We start from the raw sequence: 16,373 nt of genomic DNA, 5'->3' as shown, positions 1-16,373 counted from the left end.
TGTTACAAATCGGCCAGGGTGATACGGCGGTACACTTCAGGCAGTGCCTCCGGCCGCTCGCCACCAATCCGGACAGCCGCCTGCACCATGCTGGCAGCCTGAGCATATTGCTCTTCAGTCTGAGCGTGGATCATCGCGATCGGCTTGTCAGCATCAACGCTTTGACCCAGGCGGATAAAGTCGGTCAGACCGACCGCATAATCAAGTTTGTCACCGGCAGCACGGCGACCACCGCCCATGGCGACCACAGCCAGACCCAGCTCGCGGGTATCCATGGCAGTCACGAAGCCGCTATTGGCCGCGAAGACCGGGCGTACGATGGCGGCCTTGGGCAGGTAAGCGTCGTAACGCTCCATGAAATCGGCCGGGCCACCGAGACCAGTCACCATGCGACCGAAGATCTCGGCCGCCTTGCCGTTATCCAGCACCGCCTGCAGCTTGGCGCGGGCATCACGCTCGTCGCTGGCCAAGCCTGCAGAGATAAGCATCTCGGCGCACAGCGCCATGGTCACTTCGTGGATCCGCGGGTTGCGGTATTCACCGGTCAGGTAGCGCACCGCTTCACGCACTTCCACCGCGTTACCGGCGCTGGAGGCCAGCACCTGGTTCATATCGGTCAAGAGCGCAGAGGTGCGGCAACCGGCACCGTTGGCCACGGCCACAATGCTCTTGGCCAGCTCTTCGGAGGCTTCGAAGGTCGGCATAAAGGCGCCGGAGCCCACTTTCACATCCATCACCAGCGCTTCGAGCCCGGAGGCGAGCTTCTTGGAGAGGATGGAGCCGGTGATCATCGCGATGGATTCAACGGTGGCGGTAATGTCACGTACTGCATAGATACGCTTGTCAGCCGGGGCAAGATCGCCGGTCTGACCGATGATGGCGACACCCGCCTCTTTCACCACTTTCAGGAAACGGTCGTTGTCGACCGAGGTCTGGTAGCCGGGAATGGCATCCAGCTTGTCGAGGGTACCGCCGGTGTGGCCCAGACCACGGCCGGAGATCATCGGCACGAAACCGCCGCAGGCAGCGACCATCGGGCCAAGCATCAGGGAGACAACGTCACCCACACCGCCGGTGGAGTGTTTGTCGACAATCGGGCCACCCAGATTGAGGTGATCCCAGGTCAATACCATGCCGGAGTCGCGCATGGCGCAGGTCAGGGCAACCCGCTCATCCATGGTCATGTCTTTGAAGTAGACCGCCATCGCCAGCGCGGCAATCTGCCCCTCGCCGATGGTGTTCTTGGTAATGCCCTGAACGAAGAATTGAATTTCTTGGGTACTGAGCGCTTCACCGTTGCGCTTCTTGCGAATAATTTCTTGAGGCAAAAACATCTTTCATTCCCTCCGCCATTGCTGGCGTTACACAAGCCTGAATCCTTGCCCGCACACCGCATGGTGGGGGCTAACAGGGCGGACAGCAGTCCGCCCTCTCATCAACCTATTAGTAACCGCTGGTGTTGGCTGGCTTGTCGCCATGCCCCAGAGTGGCCAGCAGACTGGCCAGCAGGCTGGATGCACCAAAGCGGAAGGTACGGGCGGACACCCAGTCGTTGCCGAGGATCTCTTCGGCCATAGCCAGGTACTGACCGGCAACGGCTGCGTCTTTCACGCCACCAGCTGGCTTGAAGCCGACTTTCGGATTCTTGGCCTTGATCACTTCCATCATGATGCGTGCTGCTTCTGGGGTCGCATTGACCGGCACCTTGCCGGTGGAGGTCTTGATGAAGTCGGCACCAGCATCGATACAGATCTCGGAAGCGCGACGGATCAGCGCTTCCTCTTTCAGCTCGCCGGTTTCGATGATCACTTTCAGCAGCACGTTGGCACCACAGGCCTCTTTACAGGCTTTGACCAGATCAAAACCGATCTGTTCATTGCCAGCCATGAAGGCGCGATACGGGAACACCACGTCCACTTCGTCGGCACCGTAGGCGACTGCGGCACGGGTCTCGGCCACGGCGATCTCGATGTCGTCGTTGCCGTGCGGGAAGTTGGTCACGGTCGCAATGCGTACGTCGGCTGCGCCGATCTCACGCAGGGTTTTGCGAGCGATAGGGATAAAACGGGGGTAGATGCAGACGGCGGCGGTCAGGCCAGCCGGTGACTTGGCCTTGTGGCACAGGTCGATCACCTTCTGATCGGTGTCGTCATCGTTCAGGGTGGTCAGGTCCATCAGGTTCAGGGCGCGCTGAGCGGCCACTTTCAGATCAGTCATTCTGTTCTCCAAAGTCTCGATTTAATCCAGATAACCGGGCACCACCATACCATCCAGCGATGGATGCACAGGCAGTAATCCCCAGCTATACGGGAATGGAATTACAGTGCGAAGGCACCGGCACTATCGGGATGTTATTCAAAACACCCTGCAGGCACTGCGACTGTAAATAAGGCAAGAGCCCTGTCACTTTCTTACAAAAGTGCGGACTTGGTTCCATGAAGACTTGAGAAAGGCCGACAACATCTGACCCGACTTCCCAATCAATTCCATTTGACCGCCAACACCCGATTTCATCGAGCATTAGTCATTGCCAGCACCCTGCTGGCAACGCCTATTTCAGCCGAGATACCCCCTGTTTGCAAGCCGGATTTGCCAATTTCAGAGGTACCTCACATCTGGCAAATCCAGGTCTAAAAAAGCCTTACGAAAAGAAACGAGTCAGGATCCAGGAGTAGGCCAATCCCCCCAGATAGACCCCGACGATCCCCATTACCCCGGACAAAACGGGAGGCGCCGGGATCGGCAATTTGAGGAAAGAAAACAACAAACCAACTATAAAGCCGGCCACCATCGCCAGTAGCACTTCATTCATATAACCTCCGATTTGACTCATTTTATTATTAGTTTAGATAGGAAAACGGTTGTCACCGCTCCATACGCGAACGCCACGGCAGATGCCGTGGCGTTCGTGTTTATACCCTGTCAGTCAGGCGGCGATTACATGCCGGACAGTGCCAGGAAGAAGCCAGCGATGGTCGCAGACATCAGGTTGGACAGAGAGCCAGCCAGTACGGCTTTCAGACCAAAGCGTGCAATGGTGCCGCGGCGGTTCGGCGCCATGGACCCCAGACCACCCAGCAGGATGGCAACAGAGGAGAGGTTGGCAAAACCACACAGCGCGAAGGAGATGATCGCCTTGGTGTGATCGGACATGGCCACACCGTTGATCAGCACTTCGTCTTTCAGGTACGGAGCGAAGTTCAGGTAAGCCACGAACTCGTTCACTACCAGCTTCTGACCGATGAAGGAACCAGCAACCACTGCTTCATTCCAGGGCACACCGATCAGGAAGGCCAGCGGGGAGAAGATCCAACCCAGCAGCAGTTCCAGAGAGAGTTGCGGATAACCGAACCAGCCACCCACACCGGAGAAGATACCGTTGATCATAGCGATCAGACCGATGAAGGCCAGCAGCATGGCGCCGACGTTCAGGGCCAGTTGCATACCGGCAGAGGCGCCAGCAGCAGCAGCGTCAATGACGTTGGCAGGCTTGTCATCCAGCTCGGCATCGGCAGAGCTTTCGTCGTAGTTCGGGGTCTCGGTCTCGGGAACCAGCAGCTTGGCGAACAGCAGACCACCCGGTGCAGCCATGAAGGAGGCAGCAATCAGGTACTCCATCTTCACGCCCATGGAGGCGTAACCGGCCAGTACGGAACCGGCAACGGAAGCCAGACCACCACACATGACGGCGAACAGCTCGGAGTCAGTCATCTTGGCGATGTAGGGACGAACTACCAGCGGCGCTTCGGTCTGACCGACGAAGATGTTAGCGGTTGCAGAGAGGGATTCGGTGCGGGAAGTACCCAGTACTTTCTGCAGACCGCCGCCCAGCAACTTGATGACCATCTGCATGATGCCCAGGTAGTAGAGCACTGCAATCAGGGAAGAGAAGAAGATGATGACCGGCAGAACACGGAAGGCAAAGACAAAGCCGCCGCCACCGAACACTTCAAACATCTTGTTGCTGACCAGACCGCCAAACAGGAAGTCGATCCCGTTCTGGCCGTAGCTGATCACGCTGGATACCGCGTCGGACACGCCGACCAGGATATCGCGACCAACCGGAACATAGAGAACAAACGCCCCCAGACCGGCTTGAATTGCGAACGCACCAACAACGGTACGAACGTTGATTGCCTTGCGATTGCTGGAGAACAGCACCGCGATAAGGACGAGCGTCGCCATCCCTACCAGACCCATGAACAAATTCATTATTATCTTCCTCTAGTAGCACCTGACTTGTTAGCGAGTTGTTATTAAACCCAACTAATCAAGGGGAGCGCATTATACTAATTAAAGTCCGATAAAATAGAATGCTGGTCACATTTTATCGTTATCAAAATGTCCAAGTGTCACAAAATTAGACAGCAAACGATTTTTACGCTCATTTTTTTTCCTGACAACTAAATCAGGTGTTGCGAATTTGTTTCATGGCTATTGGTCGTGATGGAAAATATGCCGGGCAGTTTCAAATAACACCTCGGCAACATCTGCCGATGGTTCATCCCGCAAGGTCATCAATATTTCCGCTATTTTCGGCAGCGCTTCCGGGGTATTCCGGGTGCCTTGTGCGCCTTGCAACGGCATATCGGGCGAATCGGTTTCCAGCACCAGAGCCTCGAGCGGCATGGCCCGAAATACCTCTCGCGTCTTGTTCGCCCGTTCAAAACTGATAACCCCGCCCACCCCGAGTCGAAAGCCCAGTTGCCAGAAGGCCTCCGCCTGCTGCAACGAACCGCTGAAAGCATGGATCACCCCGCCACGAGGCGGCTTGAAGCGGCGCAACAGCTTGGCCACAGTGTCATTGGCACGCACCGAGTGGATCATCAGGGGGAGCCCGGCCTCTGCAGCCAGCCGGATCTGAGCCTCAAACAGCGCAAGCTGCCCCTCCTGCGGCACGTGAGAGCGCAGGTCCAGCCCACACTCGCCTATGGCCACCAGCCCGGCAGGCTGGCTCATTACCAGCGTTCGCAACCGCTCCATCACCCCCTCCCGCTGTTCACCTGCATACCAAGGATGAATGCCCAGACCATAAAAGAGGCCGTCATGCTGATCTGCCAGTGCCATCACACGAGTCCAGTTATCCTCTGCGATGGCAGGAATGATATACTCCGTCACCCCCAATGCCCGACAACGGGCCAGCAGTGCCTCCCTGTCCTGGTCGAACACCGGAAAGTCGAGATGGCAATGGGTATCTATCAGCTGCATATCACTCACACCTGTTTGCGGTATTTAATGGGTCATTGAACATGATGAACAACAGAAACAACGGCTTTACCCTGATTGAACTGGTGCTGGTGATCATAGTGCTGGGGATCCTGGCCGTCACCGCCCTGCCCCGCTTTATCAATATCAAGGATGATGCCCTGAAAAGCACGGTCTCGGCGACCGCAGGCAGCTTTGCCAGTGCAGTTCAGCTGGCTCATGCTGGCTGGGCGGTGAAAGTGCAGGGGCAAGCGATCGCGCTATATAACCTGAGCAGTTTTGGCAACAGCACGATAGACATCAACCGCTATGGCTGGCCGGCGGGGACAAAAGAGGATTACTACAAACCGGTAGACACCCCCTATCAGACTGGCTCCGGCAACCATATCTCGGTCAATAATTCTGAGGATTGCGAGCTGCTATTTAATAACCTGCTAGATGGCAGCCAAACTGTTGCCAGTGTAGAGCTCAACAGCGGAGTTATTCCAGAAGGGGTTGATTACCTGTCCAGCGATATTAAAACAAAGCATAAAGATGAAGATGAACCGAACGAAGAACACAATAACTGCCGCTATATCCTGCGCGACTCAATCAACCGCTTCCAGACCAACCCGGATTATCGAAACGGCCTCGGCTTCGAGTACAACAGCGTTACCGGTGCCGTGACCCGCAATTTTGATTGAGCTCAGCCTCTTCTGTGCAAGCTCGCTCTTTGCTTGAATCATCATCATAACGAACCGGCGTGCAGCAGCGCCGGTTCTCCTGAGTGAGCCCCCACTCCTCGCACCACGCGTCGTAACGGGCCAGCCAACGCAGCAATACCCCTTTCATCGTCACACCTCCGCCAACGGATTCGGTTCAAAAACCATCCTAATCAGAGTCGGCAAGGTGAGCAAGCCATCCCCACTATTGCGGTCGGGCGAGATAAAAAAGAGCCGGTCAGCATGGCTGACCGGCTCTTTTAACATTCCCTGAAGAGGTTATCCGATGAGCAACAGATCATCCGCCTCACAGGCTCTTCAGTTTTTCTTCCGGCAGTGCCAGCTCGTCGTTGTGGTTAACACCGATACCGCGCTCCAGCACATGACGGGCGATGGCGTGCGCCTCTTCCAGCGAGTGCATGCTGTAGGTGCCGCACTGATACTCGTTCAGCTCGGGGATCTTGGCCTGATCCTGCACGGTCAGCACGTCGCTCATGGCCGCCTGCCAAGCTGCACCAACACGGGCTTCGTCCGGCGCGCCGATCAGGCTCATGTAGAAGCCGGTACGGCAACCCATAGGAGAGATATCGATGATCTCCACGCCATTGCCGTTCAGGTGATCACGCATAAAACCGGCGAACAGGTGCTCCAGCGTATGGATACCGCGCTCGGAGAGGATCTCCTGATTCGGTACGCAGAAACGCAGGTCGAACACGGTAATAGTGTCCTTGTTCGGGGTCTGCATGGTCTTGGCCACACGCACCGCTGGCGCTTCCATACGGGTGTGGTCAACGGTAAAACTGTCCAATAGCGGCATTTCTGACTCCTGATTTGGTTACCAGAACCAGCCCCCACGGGAGAGCTGATCCTTGCATTGACGGTACTGGGCGCCGTAGCGCTGGGCGCGAGCCTCTACCTTGCGAGAGGTCTTCATCAACCACCCCTTGCTGCGATAGCTGCCACGCCGGTAGCCACCCCACCCTTCGTGATAGTTGAGGTACTGGCCATAGGCATCCCACTTGGAGGTGCCATTGAGCCGCTGGGCTTTGTTAGTGTACCAACCCATAAAATCGATGGCGTCGGCAAAATCATCGCGGTCACTCCAGCTGTTGCCGGTTTCTCGCTGGTAATCCGCCCAGGTTTCATCTTTGACCTGAGCATAACCATAAGCCGAACTAGCCCGCCCGGTCGGGATGAAGAGGAAATACTGCATCGGCGGCTGGGCATCATGTACGTAAGAGGACTCCTGATACATCATGGCCATCACCACATGGATCGGCGTCCCCCACTTCTCGTTCATCTTGAGCGCGGCCTTGTGCCAGTCCGGCTTCTCGCGAAAGATCTGGCACAGATTCTCCGGCTGGGCCGGTGGACGGGTACTGCAAGCAGTCAGGCCCGCCAACAGGCTGGCCACGACCACAAAACGCATCCACCCCATCAAATGAGGTCGCGCTTCACGCCGCTGGTCAGGTAAAGAGATAGCCAAGGTCAGATCGCGTCTTCGTTCTCTTCGCCGGTACGGATACGAATGACACGCTCCACCTCGCAGACGAAGATCTTGCCATCACCAATCTTGCCGGTACGGGCGGTGTTCTGGATCGCTTCCAGACAGGCATCGAGATCCTCGTCCTGCACCACCAGCTCCACCTTCACTTTCGGCAGGAAGTCGACCATATATTCGGCACCGCGATAGAGCTCGGTATGGCCCTTCTGGCGGCCGAAGCCTTTGACTTCGGATACGGTCATGCCGTTGATGCCGATCTCGGCCAGGGCCTCGCGCACATCGTCCAGCTTGAACGGTTTGATGATGGCTTCAATCTTCTTCATGGTGACTCCTTACCAGTTCTGTTTACCGAACCCGGATGTAATGGGGTAACGGCGATCCTTACCAAAGTTGCGAGCCGTAATGCGGGGCCCGACCGCCGCCTGACGGCGCTTGTATTCGTTGAGATCCACCAAGCGGATCACCTTGCGCACCACCGCTTCCTCGAAGCCTTCTGCCACCATGTCGGCGACCGAGGCATCCTCTTCCACGTAACGCTTGAGGATGGCATCCAGGATGTCGTATGGCGGCAGGCTGTCCTGATCCACCTGATCCGGTGCCAGCTCTGCTGAAGGGGGGCGGTCAATAACCCGCTGCGGGATCACATAGTCGACCGAGTTGCGATATTCGCACAGTTTGAAGACCAGCGTCTTGGGCACATCTTTCAACACATCGAAGCCACCGGCCATGTCGCCGTACAGGGTGGCATAACCGACCGCCATCTCACTCTTGTTGCCGGTAGTCAACACGATGCGGCGACGCTTGTTGGAGAGCGCCATCAGCAGTACACCGCGGCAGCGGGCCTGCAGGTTCTCTTCGGTGGTATCGCGGGCGGTGCCTTCAAAAAGCGGCGCCAGCTGGGTCATAAATCCTTCGAACATCGGCTCGATGGAGATGATGTTGAACTCAACCCCCATCCGCTCGGCCTGCTCCTTGGCATCTTCCACACTCATCTGGGCGGTGTAGCGGAACGGCATCATCACCGCCTGCACCTTGTCGGCCCCGATGGCATCGGCCGCGATGGCCAATGTCAGCGCCGAGTCGATCCCACCGGAGAGACCCAGCACCGCGCCGTGAAAGCCGTTCTTGGTGACATAGTCGCGCACTGCCAGCACCAGCGCCTGATAGGTCTCGGCCAACGGCTCCAGCAGCGCAGCGGGTTCCCGCTCCTTCACCGGCTGGCCATCAGCAAAACGTACCAGCGCCAGCTCTTCGGCAAACGGGGCCAGCTTGTGAGTCAACTCACCCTGGCTGCTGAACACCTTGGAGCAGCCGTCGAAAATCAGCTCATCCTGACCGCACACCTGATTGAGGTAGACCAGCGGCAGACCGGTCTGATCGCAGCGCTCCGCCATCAGCTCGCGGCGGATCCAGGGTTTCTCCTGATCGTAGGGCGACGCATTGATGGTGAGCAGCAGCTCGGCACCTGCCGCCTTGGCGGCCAGCGCCGGACCCGGCTGCCACAGGTCTTCACAGATGAGCAGCCCCAGCTGGTGACCACGGAACGGCACCACGCAGGTCTCGGTTGCCGCGGTGAAGTAGCGCTTCTCATCAAACACGCCGTAGTTGGGCAAGTCCTGCTTGAAGTAACGGGCAATCAGCTTGCCCTGCTCATAGAGTGACGCCGCGTTGTAGAGCGCATCTCCTTCACGCCAGGGATGCCCTACCAAAATGGCACAGTTGCCCTGCCATTCGGCAACACGAGCCAACGCGGCTTCGACCCGCATCATCAGATCGGCGCGCAGCAGCAGATCTTCCGGTGGATAGCCGGTCAGGGCCAGCTCGGAGCAGACCAGCAGATCGGCACCTTGCTGCTCGGCCTGAGCCGCCGCAGCGAGCACTTTGTCAGTGTTATCTTCGATGGCGCCTACCGTCAGATTCAACTGGGCAAGCATCAGAGAGAGGGCTTTTGCCATGGCGATGCATCTTGAATTCGAAAATGATGGGGAATGATAAAGAAAAGGGGGGCAATCTGCCAGTTCAAGACAGGCGTAACCGTGTGACAGCAACCAGCGGGAAGGATAAGCTGTAGATAGTCACGGAACGACAGGCCTTCGCAGATATGAAAAACGCCGGATTTACCCTGATGGAGTTGATGATAGCCATTGCGCTGGGCGTCATTCTGTTGGGGATTGGTATTCCTTCTTTGGGCTCTCTGCTCAAAGACAGCACGGCTAACTATGAAAGCGAGCGGTTGATTAAGCTCCTGCGCTTTGCGCGCACCCACGCTATCAGTGACCAACAAACCGTCACCGCATGCCTAATAAACAACAATAACGAGTGTGTTGAACAGGATCCGGTTCAATTATTGGTTTTCATCGATGATGACGGTAATGCCGAGCTGGACGAAGGGGAAGTAGAACTCGCACGCACACCAGCTTTTACTCCAGATGCCACCATCAGTTCAACCAGACCCCGAGTCTTGTTTGCTGCTGATGGAACCAGCCTAGGTACCAATATGACCGTAAGGGTCTGCATCAGCGAAGAACCCAGAGTTGATGTTGTAATCGCAGCATCAGGTCGCAGCAGTAAATCCGAAACCACCAGCATTTGCCCTTGACCACTATCTTGGCTGCAGTTTCTCTTGCCGTTGCGCAGCCTCAAGATTGAATGGCTGCTCGGTTGGCTGACACTCGATAACTCTCTTCACCATCAGGAGTTGCCCATTCAGTTCAAAACCTTTCTTTTGAAAGACGATTTCAACACTCTGGCTATCCTTTATCGTTCCCTGAATAACGACATAGGTATCATTTGCCAACTCGACATAGCATTTTCTATCCACGACAGCATAGACATTGACTGCATTTAACAACGCCATCAGCCAGAGGATCATTTTCATTGTGACTCATCCTCATACAGGTATATTTTCTTGGGCGTCATATCCATTTCAGCCTCCTCCGCCCCTTCCGAACACTCCCCCTCGCCGGTACAGCGCTCAGGAACCCCTTCTCCTTCGTCTTTGAGAATCACCTCTTCACCCGGGGCACCACCAATAATCCGGATCTTTGAATCATCACCAGCATGGATCACTAGATCATCGGCCACCTTGTTATTGACTTCCACATAGCGTTCCGGGATTTCATTACCATCCTGATCCAGCACATATTTGAAAGAGGTACCGTAATGCATGTCGACCATATACTGCCGCATGGCGCCTATCGACTGGATCGTACACTCCTCGAATGACTGAACCTGCGGCAAAAAAGAGGTGAAATAGAGCTTGCCTTGCAGCACAACCCCAGACCCCATCGACTTCTCTCCTGACTCGGCTAGCCAATATTTCCAACCCAATTTACTGGTAATGGCAGCTCTCAAACTAAGCTGGTCATTGGTGTCCGTGACACCAGCCAGAGGATCAACCGATACGTCATACAAGTCCGTCATCGTGATAGGGGCTGGAGCAGCAGTGTTATAACTCTTGGTAACTACCCCGTAGTCACGCAACATAAAATAGGCGTTTTGCACGGTAGACTCGGACGATGGGCGGTTTCGATCACCAGAACCAATCAGCACTGCATCGAATGGCCTATCTTTGAACGAGAAATAATCTTCGCCACTAATTACCGTCTTGGTCACTTGCTTGTTTATAGTACGTACCAATACAGGCTGAGTGAAAAAGCGGCGGTCATTAGCCTGTACATCATCAGACCCAAGACTGGCAAACTTGAAAATACTCCAGGAGCTAGTACTGGTTGAAGGCATATCCAGGCGCCAGATATTGCCGCCTGTATCACCAGCATAAATTCGGTCAGTTTTCCCATCACCATCACTGTCTAGAGTGGAAACTGACCCCGGCATGCTATCAACCATCGCAGTCACCTGCTTGTTGGTACTGGAGCCAGCTCCAGGTGTTGCGCTGAACACAAGAGCACCACTATTGGCATCGACCATGTAGACGCCCATACCCTTGCTGTCAGAGCTACCTATCCCGACTTTACTCTTATTGACATCGTAACCACCGGAAAAAACCATCACCAATCGCTTGTTGCTCGGAGGAGCATCCCAAGGAATATAAGCCACCTCCGGTACTGACCAGGTTTCCCCCAGTAATGAGAAGCCCACAGTCTGACTATTGATCGTCCATTTCAAACTGGGGGCATCTGGATTGGTAATATCGAGTGCATAGTAGCTACCCCCCCCCCCTCGCAAACCGAAAAGCAGCCAGACAAAGTCTCCCTCTGATGCCTTGATAACACCATTCCTATTGGCATCCTTGATCAACGCAACCGGTGAAGCATCAACACCGTAGATATGATCGCCAGACTCGGCATTGAGACGTAGAGCTTCTTGCCTGGGCAACAGTTCATAGGGGATCATGGCCCAGCTTTCATCAACCGTACTACCGAGATCTTTGAACATATGCAGGAAACCAGCATTGGTTCCCATCAGGATCCGCAAGTCAGGAGTACAGGTGCTCTGGCCTGAAGCAATGGAGCAACCATAATTGACCACCAAAGGACGAGAGTGCAGGGGGTCTCCCACTATGTACGGCCGAATAGTGGTACTGGCATCATAATCTTCATCGTCCACATCGACACCTTTTGTCCAGTCGATCTGTCCGTCAAGCTCGGTGGCACTGGCCAACCGCATGTAGCTGGCCAAATTGTCGGCAGAGCCTGCGATCGACACCAAATTGGCTTTGTTAAAAGCGTCCAATCGCTTGGGCGATGCAACCGTATTGATCACATAAAGATTACGATTGGTCTTCTCTGCCAACATGGCCTGCACGCCGCCCTTGGCAACCAGATTGCCATCCCGTTCCGATGACCAATAGGTCTGAGCCTGATCCAGAATGGAACCATCTACCTTGATGGCGGGCAAACCGTTAACATCTGCCACATACCCATCACCAGACAAAACCAGCTTCTTCAGGTTACCCTTCCAGCGCGGTCCGGTATCAGGCTCGAACATGGCGTAATAGATATTATTGAGGCTGCGAGTCCGGTCAAAGTTGTTAGTGGTGATAGCTGGCGACACCAGAGAGGTGTTTATCCGCAAAATGGCTAACAGGGAAGACCGCAACGCCTGAGTGAGCGCTTCAGCACTGACCGCAGGGTAATATTGACCGCCTCCACGTCTCGCCGTTTCTGCCAGCAGATTGCCCGCCCCAGAGATCGCGTCATCACCAAATCCCACGGTAAACGTGGTAACAGTCTGCTTGCCGGGCGATGAAGTGTTTACATCCTTGTTCTTCATGTAGCCAGCCATCGCTGCCAGATAGCTCTTGGAAGTGCCGGAACCATATCCCACAGTTGAGCCGTAGGCAGCCCGTTCATCTGGGCTTAGCGAATCCGTCAACGCTTTTACTGCACTATCAGCAGCCGTATCGCTGGTAGGCGCTCCATCAGTGACATAGATGACATAGCCATTATTTGAACATTTGTCATAAGGCGAGGTGTAAGTACCTTCCGGATCTTCAGCAAGCTTGTCCCGCGTACCACCTTGCTTGCCATACAGTACAGATTGCCCTCCGTAGAAACGATAAGCCTCATAGAGGGTTTCACATAATGGCGTATTGGTCGTAGCCGACAGGTCTTCCACAGTATTGAGCAAGTCCTGTTCGGCAGTAATGGTGCCGACAATATCGTCGTTACTGAGAATGCGGCGTACCACTCTACCACCATTGGTGCTGGTACTATTGTTGGTATTGAAGATGGCCAAGCCGAAATCAACCCCAGGAGTGGAGGAGATCACCGACTTGACCGCATCCTTGGCGATACGCAAGCGTGATTCAACGGCATAACCCGTCGGCCCGTAATACCAGCGAATATAGTTGGCCGTGTAGAGAGTTACACTGGTATTGCTACCCGATGTGGCATTATTGGCATTAGCGGTGTAATACCACTCGCCGCGAGTGTTGCTGGTTTTGTCGACCGGATAACCATCGCCGACAGCCCCCACCTCCAGCGTTCCGTTGAAAGGATTGGCAGGATTGCGGTTCTGAATATCCTGCTTGCAGTCGACAATGGTGATGTCATCTTCGTACTCGCCAGAGATGGTCTCCCAATCACCCTGACGAGGTAATCCATTGCGATAACTTGAATAGACATACGTCCAGACTTGGGACTGAAAATAACCGACAGTGCTTAGGGGGGTCTTTGATGAGGCGCAAGCATTGATGCTGTCGCGAAAACGCTGAGAACTATTGATGGCTGGCACATAACCATCGGTCGAGTAATAGATATAATTACGCGAGTTACTGGTATCAGGATCCCGGTTCAGCGCTGGATAGACAGTGGCAGGATTATACTTTTCCCGCTCCAGCGCCATGGTTTCGGCCATACTGCCAGAGTTGTCGAAAATGATCAGCACCTTGGGCCGATAATCTCCCGCTTTCGAGAAGTCATAGATGAACAGTTCTGTATCATCCGAGTAAGCATCGCTGGCGACAGCTGGCACACTAAGTGCACACAGGGCCATCAGCCACAGTTTTCCATGATGTAGCATCGCTGTCGCTCCTATTCAGCCGTCTTTAACAATGGCTGTTCGACTCCAACCGTCCACGTCATAGGACGCCCCTGTTTTCCGTACGCTTGGCTTGCCTCTAGCTCTACATAACGGCAGGCTGGTATGACGTTCTTGCTGGTCGCGTCAAATCGGCGCTTGCACACTGTTTCACTTCTATATTGCATGGTGGCGTTACCCATAGAGCCACTCACTGTTGACGTTGCCGTCGAAACAGAAGGCATCTGAGCAATTTGGGTAGCAAGCCCTGCTTGCTGCATGGCGCCACCTATGATGCCCTCTACTCTGTGTTCGACTTGCTGTAACGCTGCCGCCGCTCCACTAGCACGTAAATCCATACCCCCAGATTGCATCAACACCACGGCAATCAAAGTCAAAGGGGCCAGAATCACCAGCGCCACGATCAATGCCACGCCACGTGAATGCTTCACTACCCACCTCCCGCCATCACCATGGGATTACGCAGTACCACAGTACTTTCCAGCAACAAGCGTCGAAACCTATCCCCATTGCCAGCCACCCTGATATCTCCCAGTTGATAGACATTGTTGTTGGTATAGCGACTGGATGCCTGCAGCGAGCGCACAAGCAAAAAAACACGGACTGCGATGACCCGCCCCTCGCCCCACTCTTGCGAGGTGACTGCATCTATGGCGGAAAACTTGTCTACACGACCATCCGGCACATTGCTGGTATCGACCCCAAACAACAGCACCATGCGTTCAATACCATCAACCAAAGCCCCAGATATCAACCAAGAACCGCCATCAGCAGTGAGGATACGCTTGCGCAGTTCAAAACCACCACGACCATTAGGCGAGAGGTAATAGACATGATGCTGGTACTCCCAAATCTGACGCATCGGCATGGCCGCCTCGGAAGGCGCAGTCTCATTACCTCTGAATAAATGAGCCTGTTGAGTATTGGTGGCCATATAGAAACGATTGGCATCCAGTCCTCCTGTCACCGGATTGCCAATCAGGCGCTTGATACTGATAACATCCGAGCCGGCAACGCGAGTAGAGGATGAGATACAGGCAAAACCACTCATGGTGCCTGCAGCACTGATATGAGTAACCCACAGCGGGCGTACTGGAAAAAGGTTGGAGGGTAGACTCCCTTCATTTCTCTCATCCAGGCAGTCATTTGTCACGGTAGCATCAGCAGACAAAGTGAGCTCATCACCAGCAATCAGAGCCCCCCCCGTGAAATCCCCCCAAAACCCGGCCCAGCGTAAATCCTGAGTGATGAGGCGCATGGCAATTCGACCATTTTCGAGCAGCTCACTCTGATCGAAGGACTCATTGGTGGTAGCGCGTGAGGCCACAAAAATACTCATCACCCCACCGAGCAGAAAAACACCAATCACCATTGCGATGAGCCATTCAACCAGCGTAAACCCATGATGTTTCATAGCGTTGTCATCAGAACAAACTGACGCCTCGTTAAATCAACACCTGCAATTCCACATGCCGTCGTAATTGCTGATGCAACGCCATTTGTCCCATCATGAGATGATTCACGTCCAGCCCAAAAAATTGAGACCGTCAATGCATTGCTGGCTCCCTTGATAATGCAGCCGGTGGGATTTTGTAATGTTGCTCCGGCCCCCGAAGCTGCACTTCCCATTAATGACTGTCGCCAATAATAGAGATCGAGATCCCGTAACTGAGCATCGCTACAGCTGCTCATAGTGCCATTTTCATTAGCGCAGGATGGCAATGATGAAGTGCCAGCGCTGACAATCCAGGTATTGTTAGCTTGTGACTCCCAGACTCCACGGTTGACTCTGAGCCTCTCAACCATATCGTTAGCCAACCAACTGGCTATTGTGCGCTGTCGGGCTTCATATCCGGAAAACTTCGACTGAGCCTGCATAGCAACCAGTCCCAGCAAGCCAAATGACAACACTACTGCAGCTATCATCACCTCCAGCAGGCTGAATCCTCTCTCATGTGATGAAACATGAATGGCCATGGCTATTCCCAACAGCTATTGCTAGCTGCACCAGAGGCACTTTTGACACCCAACTGATTAATGGAAAACACCGTGCAATCGGTATCTTTGGCTTGGGCTGTCGTCGCGCCAGCACTGGCTGACAAGGTGTAGGTGTTGCCTGATACGGCAATGGATAATTGATACAGACCATTCTCAGATGCACTACTGATACCAAGAGCAGCAGCAGAGGATGCATACTGATTGAAATCCATAAAATAGGTTTCTTGCCGATTGGCTGCATTGAGCAGCATGGCCTTGGCTTCGACACGATGACTGGTCAGCACATATTGCTGATAGGCGGGATAAGCGATGGTGCCAAGAATCGCCACGATGGCGATGACAATCATCAACTCAATAAGAGAAAAGCCACGAAAGTATCCAATCATATCCCATCCTTGGTGACAGACTGCTTCATAAGTTTAACGCCGAGCCTGTCTCTTGAACAAACCCGGCGTCATTAT

The 16,373-nt window shown here is 54.4% G+C and carries 17 protein-coding genes; 2 read left to right on the top strand and 15 right to left on the bottom strand.

Annotated features, from left to right (window positions below):
• Positions 1-2: 2 nt before the first annotated feature.
• From deoA to VF684_RS16155, 5 genes are all read right to left on the bottom strand, one after another.
• Positions 3-1,334, bottom strand: coding sequence for a thymidine phosphorylase (deoA, locus tag VF684_RS16175; protein WP_139441882.1), 1,332 nt, complete (start codon positions 1,332-1,334; stop codon positions 3-5).
• 109 nt (positions 1,335-1,443) lie between these two features.
• Entirely contained in the window at positions 1,444-2,217 is a 774-nt protein-coding gene (gene deoC / locus VF684_RS16170; protein WP_005340468.1) for a deoxyribose-phosphate aldolase, read from the bottom strand.
• A gap of 424 nt (positions 2,218-2,641) precedes the next feature.
• Entirely contained in the window at positions 2,642-2,812 is a 171-nt protein-coding gene (locus VF684_RS16165) for a XapX domain-containing protein (RefSeq protein ID WP_005340467.1), read from the bottom strand.
• A gap of 125 nt (positions 2,813-2,937) precedes the next feature.
• Positions 2,938-4,212, bottom strand: a complete 1,275-nt coding sequence (locus VF684_RS16160; RefSeq protein WP_005340466.1) for a NupC/NupG family nucleoside CNT transporter — start codon at positions 4,210-4,212, stop codon at positions 2,938-2,940.
• A gap of 222 nt (positions 4,213-4,434) precedes the next feature.
• Entirely contained in the window at positions 4,435-5,208 is a 774-nt protein-coding gene (locus VF684_RS16155) for a TatD family hydrolase (RefSeq protein ID WP_139441881.1), read from the bottom strand.
• Positions 5,209-5,249: 41 nt separating this feature from the next.
• On the opposite strand from VF684_RS16155, the gene VF684_RS16150 reads away from it, so the two are divergent.
• The gene (locus VF684_RS16150; RefSeq protein ID WP_139441880.1) at positions 5,250-5,888 is read left to right on the top strand and encodes a type II secretion system protein; all 639 of its coding nucleotides are present in this window, start codon (positions 5,250-5,252) and stop codon (positions 5,886-5,888) included.
• A 325-nt stretch (positions 5,889-6,213) separates the two neighbouring features.
• Here VF684_RS16150 and luxS read toward each other — a convergent pair whose 3' ends face one another.
• The 4 genes from luxS to VF684_RS16130 are packed head-to-tail and all read right to left on the bottom strand — an operon-like array spanning position 6,214 to position 9,365.
• A complete protein-coding gene (luxS, locus tag VF684_RS16145; RefSeq protein WP_005340462.1) occupies positions 6,214-6,723 on the bottom strand; it encodes an S-ribosylhomocysteine lyase in 510 nt (169 codons plus the stop codon).
• Between the two features lie 18 nt (positions 6,724-6,741).
• Entirely contained in the window at positions 6,742-7,335 is a 594-nt protein-coding gene (locus VF684_RS16140) for a transglycosylase SLT domain-containing protein (RefSeq protein ID WP_272502552.1), read from the bottom strand.
• Positions 7,336-7,394: 59 nt separating this feature from the next.
• Complete coding sequence (gene glnB, locus VF684_RS16135) at positions 7,395-7,733, bottom strand: nitrogen regulatory protein P-II (protein WP_005308848.1); 339 nt, start codon at positions 7,731-7,733, stop codon at positions 7,395-7,397.
• A 9-nt stretch (positions 7,734-7,742) separates the two neighbouring features.
• Positions 7,743-9,365 (bottom strand): NAD+ synthase, encoded by a 1,623-nt coding sequence (locus VF684_RS16130; RefSeq protein ID WP_139441879.1) that lies wholly within the window; start codon positions 9,363-9,365, stop codon positions 7,743-7,745.
• 146 nt (positions 9,366-9,511) lie between these two features.
• Here VF684_RS16130 and VF684_RS16125 point away from each other — a divergent pair, with 146 nt between their 5' ends.
• On the top strand, positions 9,512-10,009 hold the full coding sequence (locus VF684_RS16125) for a GspH/FimT family pseudopilin (protein ID WP_076494537.1): 498 nt from the start codon (positions 9,512-9,514) through the stop codon (positions 10,007-10,009).
• Between the two features lie 3 nt (positions 10,010-10,012).
• Here the strand turns inward: VF684_RS16125 and tapY2 are convergent, their stop codons facing one another.
• The 6 genes from tapY2 to VF684_RS16095 are packed head-to-tail and all read right to left on the bottom strand — an operon-like array spanning position 10,013 to position 16,298.
• The gene (gene tapY2 / locus VF684_RS16120; protein WP_107683788.1) at positions 10,013-10,288 is read right to left on the bottom strand and encodes a type IVa secretion system protein TapY2; all 276 of its coding nucleotides are present in this window, start codon (positions 10,286-10,288) and stop codon (positions 10,013-10,015) included.
• The gene (locus VF684_RS16115; RefSeq protein WP_139441878.1) at positions 10,285-13,896 is read right to left on the bottom strand and encodes a pilus assembly protein; all 3,612 of its coding nucleotides are present in this window, start codon (positions 13,894-13,896) and stop codon (positions 10,285-10,287) included. The genes tapY2 and VF684_RS16115 overlap by 4 nt, the downstream gene beginning before the upstream one ends.
• A gap of 11 nt (positions 13,897-13,907) precedes the next feature.
• Positions 13,908-14,345, bottom strand: a complete 438-nt coding sequence (tppD, locus tag VF684_RS16110; protein WP_021230970.1) for a type IVa pilus pseudopilin TppD — start codon at positions 14,343-14,345, stop codon at positions 13,908-13,910.
• Positions 14,345-15,328, bottom strand: coding sequence for a type IVa pilus pseudopilin TppC (gene tppC / locus VF684_RS16105; RefSeq protein WP_139441877.1), 984 nt, complete (start codon positions 15,326-15,328; stop codon positions 14,345-14,347). Before tppC ends, tppD begins: the two co-directional genes overlap by 1 nt.
• A complete protein-coding gene (pilV, locus tag VF684_RS16100; RefSeq protein WP_139441876.1) occupies positions 15,325-15,891 on the bottom strand; it encodes a type IV pilus modification protein PilV in 567 nt (188 codons plus the stop codon). Before pilV ends, tppC begins: the two co-directional genes overlap by 4 nt.
• Positions 15,892-15,893: 2 nt before the next feature.
• Entirely contained in the window at positions 15,894-16,298 is a 405-nt protein-coding gene (locus VF684_RS16095) for a type IV pilin protein (RefSeq protein ID WP_013724124.1), read from the bottom strand.
• Between the last annotated feature and the right edge of the window lie 75 nt (positions 16,299-16,373).

Origin of the sequence: Aeromonas sp. Lyrl_2, from assembly GCF_051948815.1 — a bacterium.
Classification (GTDB): Bacteria; Pseudomonadota; Gammaproteobacteria; order Enterobacterales; family Aeromonadaceae; genus Aeromonas; species Aeromonas veronii.
Note: the sequence above shows the minus strand (reverse complement) of the source record. Positions and strands in the feature narration are given on the sequence as shown.